The sequence below is a fragment of the Hyphomonas sp. genome (assembly GCF_041398465.1).
Classification (GTDB): Bacteria; Pseudomonadota; Alphaproteobacteria; order Caulobacterales; family Hyphomonadaceae; genus Hyphomonas.
In genome coordinates this window covers 163,539-176,572 of sequence record NZ_JAWKUS010000001.1, presented here as the reverse complement: position 1 = coordinate 176,572, position 13,034 = coordinate 163,539, and the positions used below count along the sequence as shown (strand labels likewise).

14 protein-coding genes are annotated in these 13,034 nt (G+C 62.5%); 8 read left to right on the top strand and 6 right to left on the bottom strand.

Translation table 11 applies throughout. The features are described from left to right. Positions 1 to 11 precede the first annotated feature (11 nt). The gene (locus R3C98_RS00840) at positions 12 to 476 is read right to left on the bottom strand and encodes a MarR family winged helix-turn-helix transcriptional regulator (RefSeq protein WP_371312216.1); all 465 of its coding nucleotides are present in this window, start codon (positions 474 to 476) and stop codon (positions 12 to 14) included. A gap of 55 nt (positions 477 to 531) precedes the next feature. Here R3C98_RS00840 and R3C98_RS00835 point away from each other — a divergent pair, with 55 nt between their 5' ends. Beyond that, positions 532 to 1,416, top strand: coding sequence for a branched-chain amino acid aminotransferase (locus tag R3C98_RS00835; protein ID WP_371312215.1), 885 nt, complete (start codon positions 532 to 534; stop codon positions 1,414 to 1,416). Positions 1,417 to 1,491: 75 nt separating this feature from the next. Here R3C98_RS00835 and R3C98_RS00830 read toward each other — a convergent pair whose 3' ends face one another. Further along, positions 1,492 to 2,127: a peroxiredoxin gene (locus R3C98_RS00830; protein WP_371312214.1), complete on the bottom strand. Its 636-nt coding sequence runs from the start codon at positions 2,125 to 2,127 to the stop codon at positions 1,492 to 1,494. Positions 2,128 to 2,241: 114 nt separating this feature from the next. On the opposite strand from R3C98_RS00830, the gene R3C98_RS00825 reads away from it, so the two are divergent. Beyond that, positions 2,242 to 2,766 carry a histidine phosphatase family protein gene (locus R3C98_RS00825; RefSeq protein WP_371312213.1) on the top strand — a complete coding sequence of 175 codons (525 nt, stop codon included), beginning with the start codon at positions 2,242 to 2,244 and terminating at the stop codon, positions 2,764 to 2,766. Between the two features lie 108 nt (positions 2,767 to 2,874). Here the strand turns inward: R3C98_RS00825 and R3C98_RS00820 are convergent, their stop codons facing one another. The 3 genes from R3C98_RS00820 to R3C98_RS00810 form a co-directional block, all read right to left on the bottom strand. Then, the gene (locus R3C98_RS00820; RefSeq protein ID WP_371312212.1) at positions 2,875 to 3,186 is read right to left on the bottom strand and encodes a UrcA family protein; all 312 of its coding nucleotides are present in this window, start codon (positions 3,184 to 3,186) and stop codon (positions 2,875 to 2,877) included. Positions 3,187 to 3,290: 104 nt separating this feature from the next. Further along, positions 3,291 to 3,473: a hypothetical protein gene (locus tag R3C98_RS00815; protein WP_371312211.1), complete on the bottom strand. Its 183-nt coding sequence runs from the start codon at positions 3,471 to 3,473 to the stop codon at positions 3,291 to 3,293. Positions 3,474 to 3,738: 265 nt separating this feature from the next. Then, complete coding sequence (locus R3C98_RS00810; protein WP_371312210.1) at positions 3,739 to 5,337, bottom strand: FAD-binding domain-containing protein; 1,599 nt, start codon at positions 5,335 to 5,337, stop codon at positions 3,739 to 3,741. A 310-nt stretch (positions 5,338 to 5,647) separates the two neighbouring features. Here R3C98_RS00810 and R3C98_RS00805 point away from each other — a divergent pair, with 310 nt between their 5' ends. The 4 genes from R3C98_RS00805 (at position 5,648) to R3C98_RS00790 (ending at position 9,777) form a co-directional block, all read left to right on the top strand. Beyond that, positions 5,648 to 6,985, top strand: a complete 1,338-nt coding sequence (locus R3C98_RS00805) for a glycosyltransferase family 2 protein (RefSeq protein WP_371312209.1) — start codon at positions 5,648 to 5,650, stop codon at positions 6,983 to 6,985. Between the two features lie 75 nt (positions 6,986 to 7,060). Next, a complete protein-coding gene (locus R3C98_RS00800; protein WP_371312208.1) occupies positions 7,061 to 8,275 on the top strand; it encodes an acyl-CoA dehydrogenase family protein in 1,215 nt (404 codons plus the stop codon). Then, positions 8,276 to 8,644, top strand: coding sequence for a hypothetical protein (locus R3C98_RS00795; protein ID WP_371312207.1), 369 nt, complete (start codon positions 8,276 to 8,278; stop codon positions 8,642 to 8,644). Then, positions 8,641 to 9,777, top strand: a complete 1,137-nt coding sequence (locus R3C98_RS00790) for an acyl-CoA dehydrogenase family protein (RefSeq protein ID WP_371312206.1) — start codon at positions 8,641 to 8,643, stop codon at positions 9,775 to 9,777. Before R3C98_RS00795 ends, R3C98_RS00790 begins: the two co-directional genes overlap by 4 nt. Positions 9,778 to 9,856: 79 nt before the next feature. Here the strand turns inward: R3C98_RS00790 and R3C98_RS00785 are convergent, their stop codons facing one another. Beyond that, positions 9,857 to 10,276: a DUF2853 family protein gene (locus R3C98_RS00785; RefSeq protein WP_371312205.1), complete on the bottom strand. Its 420-nt coding sequence runs from the start codon at positions 10,274 to 10,276 to the stop codon at positions 9,857 to 9,859. A 339-nt stretch (positions 10,277 to 10,615) separates the two neighbouring features. On the opposite strand from R3C98_RS00785, the gene R3C98_RS00780 reads away from it, so the two are divergent. Both R3C98_RS00780 and R3C98_RS00775 read left to right on the top strand, forming a co-directional pair. Continuing rightward, positions 10,616 to 12,208, top strand: a complete 1,593-nt coding sequence (locus R3C98_RS00780) for an FMN-binding glutamate synthase family protein (RefSeq protein WP_371312204.1) — start codon at positions 10,616 to 10,618, stop codon at positions 12,206 to 12,208. Positions 12,209 to 12,213: 5 nt separating this feature from the next. Then, on the top strand, positions 12,214 to 13,029 hold the full coding sequence (locus R3C98_RS00775; RefSeq protein WP_371312203.1) for a DUF4105 domain-containing protein: 816 nt from the start codon (positions 12,214 to 12,216) through the stop codon (positions 13,027 to 13,029). Positions 13,030 to 13,034: the final 5 nt, after the last annotated feature.

Genomic DNA, 13,034 nt, shown 5'->3' with positions numbered 1-13,034 from the left:
GGACCAGGGCATCAGCGGACCAGCGCGTCGAGCACGCGGCGGTTGCCGTCCACGGCGTCCGGTCCGGCACTGCGATAGGCGAGGCGCAGGCGCTCGCGCAGCACGATCGCCAGCGGCGTTGTCAGCGTCACACCGGCGTCCGACAGGGTCAGCTTGCGCTTGCGGGCGTCATGGCTGCCGACTTCCTTTTCGATCAAATTCCGTTGATCGAGCTGGCCCAGGATACGGGCGAAAGTCGGGACGGTCATGCCGAGGGAATCCCGCAGTTCCGAGACTGTCTGGCCGGGCCAGTAGCGGATCGTCATGAGAATCTGCATCTCTGGCTTGCTCAGGCCCGCCTTGCGCCGGACCGTTTCGGAAGCTCTGTTGAGCTCGGAGGCTCCAGACAGCAGGAGGCCGACACCACGATCCAGCTCCTGATCCATCAGGAAGAGGCGGGGGTCGAACGGTCGGTTCAGGTTGACGTCAGGGGGCATCCGGTGAAATGAACGCGAAATTCAAAGAAGTGCAAGCGAGGAGCGCTGAGATACGATGGCCGGAACCGCATACGACGACCGCGATGGCTATATCTGGATGGACGGCGAATTCGTGCCGTGGCGTGAAACCAAGGTACACATCCTGACACATGCCCTCCACTATGCCGGCGCGGTGTTCGAGGGCGAGCGTGCCTATAATGGCAAGATTTTCCGCTCGCTGGACCATTCCAAGCGTCTGCACCGGTCTGCCGAGATTCTCGGCTACGAAATTCCATTCAGCGTCGAACAGGTGGAGGAAGCCAAGCGCGAGGCACTGGCGAAATCCGGTCTGGAGTCGGCCTATGTCCGGGCCGTTGCCTGGCGCGGGTCGGAAATGATGGGCGTGTCGGCCCAGAAGAACACGATCCATCTGGCCGTCGCCGTCTGGCACTGGGGCGATTATTTCGAGGACAAGATGAAGGGCATCCGGATGACGCACGCCGAATGGCGCCGTCCGGCACCTGACACGGCGCCCTGCCACGCAAAGGCATCTGGCCTCTACATGATTTGCACCATGTCCAAGCATGCCGCTGAGCGTGACGGGTATGCCGATGCGCTGATGCTGGACTATCGCGGCCAGGTGGCCGAGGCGACGGGCGCCAACATCTTCTTCGTGCGTGACGGCGCGCTGCACACGCCGACGCCGGACTGCTTCCTGAACGGCCTGACCCGCCAGACGGCGATCAAGCTGGCCGAGCAGCGCCAGCTTGAGGTGATCGAGCGGGCCATCATGCCGGACGAGCTGGCGACCTTCTCGGAATGTTTCATCACCGGCTCTGCGGCTGAGATCACGCCGGTCGCCGAGATCGGCGCGCATACCTACAAGCCGGGCCAGATCTCCGAAGCGCTGGTCAATGACTATTCGGCCCTGGTCAACGGCAAGATGGAAGTCGCGCTCTAGGCACGGGTTCCGTATCCGGACGAAATGAACCGGAAGACATGAAAAAGGCGGCCTGCGGGCCGCCTTTTTTGCTGCTTACTTGTTCGGCTGGGCCGTGTAGCGCAGGTAGGGTTTCACTGTCCGGAAGCCTTTCGGGAACAGCTTTTCGGCTTCCGCATCCGACAGGCTCGGCACGACAATCACGTCTTCGCCGTCGGTCCAGTTCACGGGCGTCGCCACCTTGTGGCCGTCGGTCAGCTGCAGGCTGTCGATCAGGCGCAGGACTTCATCGAAGTTCCGGCCGGCGCTTGGCGGATAGATGATCGAGGCGCGGATCTTCTTGTCCGGGTCGATCACATAGACGGCGCGCACGGTCACCTTCGGGTCGGCATTCGGATGGATCATGTTGTAGAGCGTGGCCACCTTGCGGCCCGGGTCGGCGATGATCGGGAACTCGACGCTGGCGCCTTGCGTCTCTTCAATGTCCTCGATCCAGCGCTTGTGGTCCTCGACGCTGTCGACCGAGATGACCAGCGCCTTGGCACCGCGGCGGGCGAATTCGTCTTTCAGGCGAGCTGTATAACCAAGCTCTGTCGTGCAGACGGGGGTGAAGTCAGCCGGATGGGAAAAAAATACCACCCAGTCGCCCCCGGCCCATTCATGGAACCGGATCGGCCCTTCTGTCGTATCCGCTTCAAAGTCGGGCGCCACGTCGCCGATCAGCAAGCTCATCTAAACCGTCTCCTGTCACTTGATTTCGAGGGCGAAAATGGTGCCTAAGAGAGACTGAGCCAATGAGCGGTGCCTGAAGGTGTCGATCAGAATTTCTAATCTCCGGACCTGCCGATGAAGCGACTGATCCTGATGCGTCACGCCAAGACCGAACCCTTCGGGGAAGGCATCGACGATTTCGGCCGCGCGCTGACCGATCAGGGCCATAGCGACGCCCAGCGGATCGCCGAGGAAATTGTCGCGATGGGCTGGAGCCCGGAGCGGATCCTTGTCTCGACCGCGCGGCGCGCGCGGGAGACCTGTTCGGAAGTGGCGCGCGTATTCGAGGGCGAAAAGGTGCGCCCGATGGAGGCGCTCTATCTCTGCGGCGCGCGCGGTCTGGCTGATGCGGTGAAGCAGAATGACGGGGCCGGCACGCTGATGGTGATCGGCCACAATCCCGGCATGCACGACTTTGCGCTCGACATCCTGCGCGATGGCGGCAGCCTGGATCATTACGCATCCCAGCGGCTCGCCGAGAAATTCCCGACCAGCTGTGTCGCCATGTTCGAACGGGAAGACGAAGGCAGCTTCGTGCCCGTCCTGTTCCGGCTGGCGAACGTGCTGCGCGCCAAGGACTACCGCACCGCTACGGCCTGAACTTCCGGCTCCCTAAAAAAAGCCCCGCCCGGGAGAAGCGGGCGGGGCGGGAGAGCGCGGGATACCGGGTTTTGGAGAGGCAAGGGGTTGCCCGCGATTCAGGTCCGATCAGCGTGCCGAGTCTTGCTTGTAGGCGTCGGTCAGGTTCGGATCGTTGATGGCCGAGACGGCGCTCTTGAGCGTGCGTTGCTCACAGAAGCTGACAGCGTAGGGTGTCGTGAAGGTTCGTGCTTCGGTTTCGGCGACGCAGCGTTCGTGAATGTCCTGCTTGAGCTCGGAATATTTCTGCTGGGCACCATCGACGGTTTCGAGCTGGGTGCGGTCGATATCCACATTCATCTTGAACTGGTCGGAGGTGGTCGCGAGGGCCGGCATGGCGGCAATGGACAGGGCGGCAGCGGCGAGAATTGGGCGGATCATGGCAGTTATCCTTCTTGCATCAGGGGTTTGAGTGGGGGGGCAGGTGGACGGCGCTGCGGGGCTCAGGGGGGGGAGGCATTTTTAAGCAGCGCCGTCCGGTGGGCTTAGTGAACGTCCCGGCGAACGGAACGGCGGCGGCGGCGGACCAGGAGGTTCGGACGGCCCCGATCGGCCACATCATTTGCCGGTCGGGACAGCAGCGTCTGGCTGCCGGTGAGGATGGCACCTGCCATCGGCGCGGCGGGCGCGGCGATCTCGTGGTCATACTGACGGGCGCGGGGGGTCATTTTCGATAGTCCTTCTTGGTTGGTGTCTTGGCGGGACCATCCCGCCGCCGACATCCTCAAGATAGGACAACACTTATCGATTTTCAATACCAAATTATCGAAAAACAATAAATTTGAAGAATTTCAAGGTCTTCTGTCTTCTCGAATATCGATATGGTACGCCAAAAGCCTCCTTCAAGACCAATTAATTGCGGTTCATGAAGCCTTTTTGCCGGGAATCGGCGCCGATTCCCGGGTTCCGGCGGGCACTTGCCGGCAAGGTGGCCTAGGCGGACCGGCTGTCCGGGGCTGTGGGCGGCAGACCGAGGTCGAAGCTCAGTTGTACTGGACCTCTGGCCGGGCGGCGGATCCCGCCCGGCCGCGGGGCCCGGAAGGGCAGGTCAGCCTGCTTGGTCTCAGTACGCCGGGACGGGCGCGGCGCGGCCGGCGGTGCCACGCGGCCCGGATGGCGCAGGCTGGCGATCCGCTCGCGGGCTTCGCGCGCGGCGGCGACATGGTCGACCATCCGCATTGGATAGGTCTGGCCGAAAATTACGCCGGCCCGGGCAAGTTCGGCTTTCGGTGCTTCCCATGGGGCGTGAATGTATGCATCGGGCAGGGCGGCGAGTTCCGGCACCCAGCGGCGGATAAAGGCGCCGTCCGGGTCGAGCTGAATGGAAAGACGCACCGGATTGCGGACAGCCGGCAGGCGCCGCCCTCTGAGGCCGGCCTGCGCGATGACCTGCGGATAATGGATGCCCGGTTCGAAATCGGTGAACAGCGCAGCCAGCCGTTCGGCTGGCAGCCGCCAGTCCATCCATAGCTGGCAGGAGGCAAACCCGATCAACATCGCCCGCATGCGGAAATTCAGCCAGCCGGTCTCGCGCAGGGCGCGCATGCTGGCGTCGATCAGAGGGAAACCCGTGCGCCCCTCGATCCAGGCCGAGAGGCGGGGATCATCAGCTGCCGCAACGGGGCGGAAATCCTCGCCGCTGCCCGCCTGGGGCAGGGGGCGGTCTTCAAATGACTGGATCGACCGGGCCCGCCATTCGAGACGTTCCAGGAATTCGCCGAGCGAAGCCGCAAACGTGGTGTCACCGTCCTGATCGAGCGCAATCCGGGCACGCGCTGCGGCTTGCCAGGCTTCGCGGACGGAGATGGTGCCGAAAGCGAGGTGCGGCGACAGGCGCGAGCCGGCCAGATCGGCCGTGGCGGGCCGGTCAGCGTCCGGCTGGTAGCGTCGCCCGCGTCCGGCAAGGAAACTGCGTAGCAATTCCACTCCGGCGGTGCGCCCGCCTTTCTGCCGGCTGGCGCAGTCATCCGGGCCGAGGCAGAAATCCTCGGCGATGGGCCACGGGCCTGCCGCCTGCGTCGCCGCACGGATCGTCTCCGGCGCCTTGATACGGGGCGCATTCAGCGTTTCGGTCCAGCGCCCGGTCCAATCCTCATGTTCTTTCAGGCCCCGGACGACGCCGGGCTGCGACTGTTCCCGCAGCGAGATGCCGGCCTGCACGGCCCAGCGGCGCACGGCCCGGTCCCGCGCCCGCGTCCAGGGCAGGCCGGTTTCCTCATACATGTGTATCGCTGCGATGCCGTGCCGGCGGTGCAGGTCGGCCAGTATATCCAGTGCATCGCCGCGCCGGACGATCAGGCGTGCGCCGCGCTCGGTCAGCGCTTCATCCAGCTCTGTCAGGGAGTCCATCAGGAAGTCGAACTGCCGCCGCGAATGTTCCGGCAGGGCCCAGGCATCGCGCTCGAAGATATAGAGCGGCAGGACCGGCGCCCCGCTGGCAACAGCGGCGGCGAGGGCGGCATGATCATGCACCCTCAGATCGCGGCGGAACCAGACGAGATGGATGTTCTTCATGGAACAAAAATAGAACATCCGAGGATGTCTGGCAAGTCCATTGTTTTCTGGCGGGTTTTGCAGCCGAACTCCCTGACAGGAGATTCCGGCCCGTGGCAAAGTCAGTGAGGCGACCGGCGGCACATAATCGGGCCGCCTGTCAGGCGAGTTTTCTCACTCATGGCGAGAGTCATTTCGGGTCCGGAACAAATTCAACCAGTAGTTTGTAGAACGGGAGTTATCCACAGGCTTCCATACAGCCATGGGTGGTGAGGGGTTCAGCGGTGAAATCAGCCGCGCGCGTATGCGCGGGCCCTTGCGGCGTCCGGCGCCGGATATTCATCTTGCCATGGAAGCTGCCCATCGACTGGAACGCCAGGCGCCTGGCCTGTCTGCCCGGCGCACATTGAGTCCGGACCAGCGGCGCTTTGCGCTCAGCTTGCTGAAAAGTCTCGGTGTCATGACCTTATTGATGCCGGACCTTCCCGGCCTTGTGGCCATGCTGATCCTGCCGCCGCTTTTCCTGGCGATCATCCTGTTCCGGCTGTTCCTTCTGGCGGTCGCATTCAGGCTCAGCCGGGAAGACCCGTCGGAGAACAACGCAGCCACACCTCTGCTGCCAGTCTATTCCATTCTGATTGCGCTGAAGGACGAGGCGGCGGTCGTGCCCCAGCTGTCGAAGGCCATGGCCGCGCTCGATTATCCGCAGGACCGGATCGACCTCAAGCTGCTTGTCGAGGAAGCCGATGAACTGACGCAGATGGCCATCCGCGCAGAGTCCTGGCCGAATGGGGCGGAGCTGGTAGTCATCCCGGCAGGCCAACCACAGACCAAGCCACGGGCGCTCAATTACGGCCTCGCCCGTGCGCGGGGCACTTATGTCGTTGTCTATGATGCCGAAGACCGCCCGCATCCCGCCCAGCTGAAAGCGGCGGTCCGTGCCTTCAATACGCACGGGAACGAACTGGCCTGTGTTCAGGCGCCACTCGTTGGGACGCCCGCGAAGGGCAATTGGCTCGCCCGGCAATGGGCGCTGGAATATGCGATCCAGTTCAGTTTGCTGGTTCCTGCGCTTGCCTGGCTCCGGCTGCCCGTCGCGCTGGGCGGCACAAGCAATCATTTCCGCCGCAACTCGCTCGTTGCGGCTGGCGGCTGGGATGCCTGGAACGTGACGGAGGATGCAGACCTGGGCCTGCGCCTAGCGCGGCTCGGCTACCTTGTCGGGGCGATCCAATCCCCAACGCTGGAAGCGCCGCCGGAACAAGGCAGGGTCTGGCGGGCTCAACGTTCGCGCTGGCTGAAGGGCTATATGCAGACCTGGTTCGTCCTGATGCGCCGGGACAGTGAAATTCCGGGCCTGAAGCCGGCCGCCTTTGTGTCGGTCCAGATGACGCTCGGCGCTGCGATCCTTTCCGCCATGGTCCATGGTCCATGGGCGCTCTGGTGCCTCACCTGCCTCTGTCTCCCGGGTGTGTCCCTCGGCGCGTTCGGCTTCAGTGCGCTCTTGCTGTCGCTCTTCACGGGTGTCCTGTCAGCCAGTCTCGCACCCGGACGTTGGAACTGGCAACGCGCCGGCGATATCCTGACCCTGCCGCTTTACTGGCCCTTGCAAACCCTCGCCATGGTGCGGGCCCTGTGGAGCCTCGCCCGCACACCGCACTACTGGGCCAAGACACCGCATATCTGACCTAGCGGTAGTGCTTGGCTCAGCCGCTGCGGCGGAATAGGGTTCCCACCTGTCATATCTAATAGGGAGACCGCCATGGCCGACACTGCCGTCGACGAGCTCGAGACCTTCCGCGCAGAGGCGCGCAGCTGGCTCGAGGAAAACTGCCCGCCTTCCATGCGTACGCCGATGAAGGACGATGAAATCGTCTGGGGCGGCAAGCGGGAGAAGTTCAAGAACCCCGAGTCGAAAGTCTGGCTGGAGCGCATGGCGTCCAAGGGCTGGACTGCGCCGCAATGGCCGAAGAAGTACGGTGGCGGTGGCCTGTCCCCGGCCGAAGCCCGCGTGCTGCAGCAGGAAATGGGCCGCATCAAGGCGCGCCAGCCGCTGTTCTCGTTCGGCCTCTGGATGTTCGGCCCGGCGCTGCTGGAGTTCGGCAACGAGGAACAGAAGCAGCGCTTCATCCCGGACATCATCCACGGCCGCACCCGCTGGTGCCAGGGCTATTCCGAGCCGGGTGCCGGTTCTGACCTGGCTGACCTGCAGACCCGCTGTGAGGACAAGGGCGATCACTACCTGATCAACGGCCAGAAAGTCTGGACCTCCTACGCCGACAAGGCTGACTGGATCTTCTGCCTTGTGCGGACCGATACCAGCGTGAAGCATGAAGGCATCAGCTTCATCCTGTTTGACATGGAAAGCCCCGGCGTCGAAGCGCGCCCGATCCTGCTGATCTCCGGCGAGAGCCCTTTCTGCGAAACCTTCTTCTCGGACGTGAAAGTGCCGAAGGATCAGCTGGTCGGTGAAGTGAATGGCGGCTGGCAGATTGCAAAACGACTTCTGCAGTTCGAGCGTTCCTCGATTTCCGCGGGCGGCTTCGGCGGCACGGGTGGTTCCGGCATCATGGGACCGGAAGACTATGCCAAGCAGCATATCGGAACCGACAGCGATGGCCGTCTCCTTGATGGCGACCTGCGCGGCCGCATCACCGATCACAAGATGTACGCCAAGGCCTTCAGCCTGACCGTTCAGCGCCAGGCCGAACAGGCCAAGGCCGGACAGGCCGTCAGCCATACCGCGTCGATCCTGAAATACGGCGCCGCCAAGATGAACCAGGACCGCCACGAGCTTCTGGTCGAGGCGCTAGGGTCCGAAGGGCTCGGCTGGGAAGGGGAGGGCTTCGACCCGACCGCCAAGAAAGTCACCCGCCAGTGGCTGCGCTCGAAGGGGAACTCGATCGAAGGTGGCACCAGCGAGATCAATCTCAACGTGGTCTCCAAGCGCGTGCTTGGCCTGAAGGATCACAAATAGATGCGGGCGATGCTTGCCATCGGACTTCTTCTCGCTCTGCCGGCTGGCGCCGCGCAGGCGGAAGAGCTGGAACTCGGCGCCTGGTGCTGGGAGTCTTCGGATGCCGAAGCGACACCCCGCTCGGCAACCGTGATCCTGCGGTCCGATACCGGCCAATACATGATGGTGCAGAAGACGGAAGGGAGTGCGGACCTCACCTATCTCCTGAAGTCCGTCGGCAGCAATGAATATGGCGTGGTTGGAAGTCCGTCAGGTGACGGATTGATCATCCGGGCCGATGGCATGCTCGAAATTTATGACTCGTCTGGCACGCTTGGGGCAGCAGAGCCCCGCGCGCTCAGCGAATGCTTAAAAGGTAATCCACAATGACTTTTCTACTGACTGAAGATCAGGACATGCTGCGTGAAACGGCGATGGCGTTTGCGCGTGACGAACTGCCGGTGACGCATCTGCGCGCTTTGCGTGACAGTGGCGCAAACGGCAAGGACCCGGCCACCCGCCAGAAGCTGGCAGAGCTCGGCTTCTTCGGCGTGATCGTTCCGGAAGAACCGGGCGGCGAACATTTCGGCCTCGTTGGCCTCGGCCAGATCCTTGAAGCACAGGGCCGCACGCTGGCCGCAACGCCGCTTCTGCAGACGGCGCTGATCGGTGCCAGCGCGATCCAGCTGGGCGGCAGCCCGGCGCAACAGGCCGAATGGCTTCCGAAGATCGCCGGCGGCGACGTGACCTTCGCGCTCGCCCTCGATGAAAGTGCGCACTTCAATCCGCTGAACGTCGCCACCGAAGCCGAGCGCAATGGACAGGGCTACACGCTGAACGGCGAGAAGCGCTACGTGCCGGACGGGCACCATGCCGACATGCTGATTGTCGTCGCCCGTACATTCGGTGAAGCGGGTGACCGTCACGGCCTGTCGCTGTTCCTCGTACCGGCAGATGCCAAGGGCGTCTCCATCCAGGAACTGAAGACCGCGGACAGCCACGGCGCAGCACACATCACCTTCACGGATGTGATGGTGGGCGAAGGCGCCCTGATCGGCGCGGCCGATGAAGGCGCGGACGTGCTGGAGCCGGTGCTGGACCGGGCCGCGATCGGACAGGCGGCGGAAATGCTGGGCTCGGCGCAGGCTGCGTTCGACATGACGCTGGAATACCTGCAGACCCGCAAGCAGTTCGGCCAGCTGATCGGCTCTTTCCAGTCCTTGCAGCATCGCGCGGCAAAGATGTTCACCGAGCTTGAGATGACGCGGTCCTGCGTTGCGGCGGCCCTGTCGGCTGTCGATGAAGGCAAGACCAATGTTGCCGAACTGGCCAGCCTGGCCAAGGCACGCGCGAGCGAACTGGTTCATCTCGTTTCGAACGAATGTGTCCAGATGCATGGCGGCATCGGCATGACCGACGTGGCAGATCCCGGTCTCTACATGAAGCGCGCCCGCGCGCAGGAAGCCATGTATGGCTCGGCCAGCTGGCACCGTGACCGCTTTGCGAAGCTGAACGGCTACTAAGACAAACTGCCAACACAAGACAAAAGAAAGCCGGGCGCAGCGAGAGCTGGCCCGGCTTTTTCCGTTTCCGGAAGACTGCTTATTTCAGAGCAGAACCTTTGCGCAGAGCTTTTGCGACGAGGTAGTAGACAACCGGACGGTGCTTGGCGCGAACCGAACGGCCATACTTCTCGATCGCTTCGGCAAGCGCCGCATCGGCTTTGGCTTCGTCAGTGACGCCAAGCTTCTTCGCGATGAAGGTTTTCTTGATGCGGTCCATTTCGTCTTTCGACGAAGCGGCAACCGTTGCGGAGTCGGATTTGTAGATGGACGGACCGCAAGCTTTCACGGCGCCTTCGAGAAGCGCCATGTCCGGACGAGCTTCACCAACCTTCTCTTTGAGATCGGCGACATACTTTTCCATCAGGACTTCTTTTTTGGATGGCTCTTTCGCCGGCTTGGTCACTGCCGGAGCAGCAGCCTTTTTCGGCGCCGCAGCTTTCTTGGTAGCTTTTGCCATGGGAGTGTCTCCTCTATGGGCCCGTCGGACGGGCGTGATTTCAGAATTACGCAGCACTTGTTCACGAATCAAAACGAATCGCAAAACACCCAAGCCACGATTTCCACAAGGAAACAACCCTTGGCGATGATGAATCGCGCAAAGGTGCCAAATTAATTTAATCCGTATTCGGATATTGTGTCAATTGCCCACGGAATAGATCATGCAGAAGAAATCCGCGGTAATGGTCTGCACCGGAAGATGTCGAAAAAGATAAGCCTGCACAGGAGTCTTCCCCCTGCGGGCGGACATCGCTAGGCTTGCCAAAACAGGGAAGCGGTCGGGAGGCGCCGAACACCCATGTCTCGCTATGCAGTCTTGATCATCGTTGCGCTGGTTTTTGCGGCGGGTGTTTATTTCTGGCCAACAGGTGCGGTGGCACAAAGCACTGCTATCATTGCCGGTCTGATCACCTTGCTTGGCATTTCAGATCTGATCCAGCGGCGTCACACGCTGTGGCGCAACTATCCGCTTCTTTCACGTGTGCGCTGGCTGGCCGAAGAGATGCGGCCTTTCCTGCGCTCTTACGTCGTGGAGAGCGAGACGGAAGGAAAGCCCTTCAATCACGAAGAGCGCTCCATGATGTATCGCCGTGCGAAAGACGTCACATCCGTCGAGCCGTTCGGCAGCCATATGGAGATCGACCGTCCGCCGTATGAATGGCTGGCCCATTCCATGGCCGCGGTGCATTGCGAGGATACCGATCCGCGCGTCATGGTCGGCGCGCCCGGTACGTCGCAGCCATATTCTGCCAGCGTGTTCAATATCTCGGCAATGAGTTTCGGCTCGCTTGGCTCACATGCCATCGAAGCCTTGTCGGCCGGCGCGAAGAAGGGCGGCTTCTATCACGATACGGGTGAAGGTTCCGTCTCGCGCTATCACCGCAAGGGTGGGGCAGATCTCGTCTGGGAACTGGGCTCCGGCTATTTCGGTTGCCGCGCTTCCGATGGGAGTTTCGATCCGGAGCGTTTCAAGGACGTCGCCGCCGATCCTCAGATCAAGATGATCGAGATCAAGCTCAGCCAGGGCGCAAAGCCCGGCCATGGCGGCGTGTTGCCCGGTTCCAAGGTGACAGAAGCCATCGCCGAAGCCCGCGGCATCAAGGTGGGTGAGACCTGCGTCTCGCCGCCTGCGCATTCAGCCTTCTCGACACCGATCGAAATGATGGAGTTCGTCGCGAAGCTGCGCGAACTGTCTGGCGGCAAGCCGGTCGGCGCAAAGTTCGCGGTCGGCAATCGCTGGGAAGTGCTGGCGCTCTGCAAGGCGATGCTGAAGACCGGCGTGCTGCTTGACTTCATGGTCGTCGATGGCGGGGAAGGTGGCACGGGCGCCGCGCCCGCAGAATTCCTGGACCATGTCGGCGCGCCGCTGCGTCAGGGCCTGGTCCTGACACGGAACGCGCTGGTCGGCACGGGGCTGAAAGATGAAGTGCGTCTTGCCTGCTCGGGCAAGCAGGTCAGCGCCTTTGCGATTGCGTCTTCCATGGCTCTGGGAGCGGACTGGGTGAACACGGCGCGCGGCTTCATGTTTGCGCTGGGCTGTATCCAGTCTCTCAACTGCCACAACAATCATTGCCCGACCGGCATCGCGACGCAGGACCCTGCGCGCCAGCATGGGCTGGATGTCGCAGACAAGGCGGTGCGTGTCGCAAACTTCCACCGCAATACGGTGAAGGCGCTGATGGAAGTGGTCGGCGCGGCCGGCTGCAAGCATCCCGGCGAACTGACGCCGCGCCACATCATGCACAGGGTGACGGAAGACATCGTCCGCCCGGCAGACGAAGCCTATGAGTTGTTGCATCGCGGCCAGCTGCTGGCAGACGCATCGGGCACGCACCTCTCCAGCGAATGGGCGATGGCGCAGGCAGACAGTTTCAAACCGGCGGGCTTTTAGCGCCAGTGCGCTGGATCTCTCCGATCCTTGTGGCGGCGCTTGCGGCGTTCGGCGTCTTCCTGCTGGCCGTCGTCACCAAAGAACCGCGGCATGACCGGGAGTGGTATCCACATCTCTCGCGGCTGCCGCATGTTAACTTGCAGGACGGCGTCTTTTCCATCGCGCCCTATGGTGACTGGACGTACACAGAAAATGATCCGGACGAAATGGTGTGGAGCGCTGTGCCGCCGCATCGCATTTCGGATGTGCGCCGCGTCTGGTTTGTGATGGAGCCGCATCCGGGCCTGAGCGTCATGGCGCATACATTTGTGCTGTTCGAATTCGGGGAAGGGGATCTTGTCGGCCTCACCATCGAGGCCCGCAAAGAAACACGCGAAACCTATTCAGCGCTGCGCGGTGCGTTCAACAAGTTCGAGCTCATGTACTACTGGGCGAGCCCGCGGGACCTGATGACCCGCCGCGCGGTGATGATGGACCGCGAGCTTTACATGTACCCGCTGGCGCTCAGCCAGCAGGAAGCGGAAGCCTATCTCACAGCGCTGCTGGAGAAGACGGTCTCCATCGAACAGCGCCCGCGTTTCTACAACACGCTGATGTCGAACTGTACGAACGAACTCGCCAAGGCGGCAGACATTCCCTGGCATCCGGCCTTCATCCTGACAGGCGACGCCGACAGGGCGCTCTATCTGCGGGGGCGCATTTCGGGAGAGGGCAGTTTCGAGAAAGCGCGCGCGTCAGCGCGGGTCGATGCTTGTGCGCAGAAGAACGCTTCGCTGCCTCAGCCGGCGTTCAATGCCGCCCTGGTTGCCTGCGCGGAATGAGAAGA

Excerpts from the sequence above, each read along its gene's own strand:
- R3C98_RS00820 (WP_371312212.1), bottom strand. The coding sequence starts at position 3,186 with ATGATCCGCCCAATTCTCGCCGCTGCCGCCCTGTCCATTGCCGCCATG.
- R3C98_RS00805 (WP_371312209.1), top strand. The coding sequence starts at position 5,648 with ATGGAAGCTGCCCATCGACTGGAACGCCAGGCGCCTGGCCTGTCTGCC.
- R3C98_RS00835 (WP_371312215.1), top strand. The coding sequence starts at position 532 with ATGGCCGGAACCGCATACGACGACCGCGATGGCTATATCTGGATGGAC.
- R3C98_RS00795 (WP_371312207.1), top strand. The coding sequence starts at position 8,276 with ATGCGGGCGATGCTTGCCATCGGACTTCTTCTCGCTCTGCCGGCTGGC.
- R3C98_RS00810 (WP_371312210.1), bottom strand. The coding sequence starts at position 5,337 with ATGTTCTATTTTTGTTCCATGAAGAACATCCATCTCGTCTGGTTCCGC.
- R3C98_RS00800 (WP_371312208.1), top strand. The coding sequence starts at position 7,061 with ATGGCCGACACTGCCGTCGACGAGCTCGAGACCTTCCGCGCAGAGGCG.
- R3C98_RS00790 (WP_371312206.1), top strand. The coding sequence starts at position 8,641 with ATGACTTTTCTACTGACTGAAGATCAGGACATGCTGCGTGAAACGGCG.
- R3C98_RS00840 (WP_371312216.1), bottom strand. The coding sequence starts at position 476 with ATGCCCCCTGACGTCAACCTGAACCGACCGTTCGACCCCCGCCTCTTC.
- R3C98_RS00815 (WP_371312211.1), bottom strand. The coding sequence starts at position 3,473 with ATGACCCCCCGCGCCCGTCAGTATGACCACGAGATCGCCGCGCCCGCC.
- R3C98_RS00830 (WP_371312214.1), bottom strand. The coding sequence starts at position 2,127 with ATGAGCTTGCTGATCGGCGACGTGGCGCCCGACTTTGAAGCGGATACG.
- R3C98_RS00780 (WP_371312204.1), top strand. The coding sequence starts at position 10,616 with ATGTCTCGCTATGCAGTCTTGATCATCGTTGCGCTGGTTTTTGCGGCG.
- R3C98_RS00785 (WP_371312205.1), bottom strand. The coding sequence starts at position 10,276 with ATGGCAAAAGCTACCAAGAAAGCTGCGGCGCCGAAAAAGGCTGCTGCT.
- R3C98_RS00825 (WP_371312213.1), top strand. The coding sequence starts at position 2,242 with ATGAAGCGACTGATCCTGATGCGTCACGCCAAGACCGAACCCTTCGGG.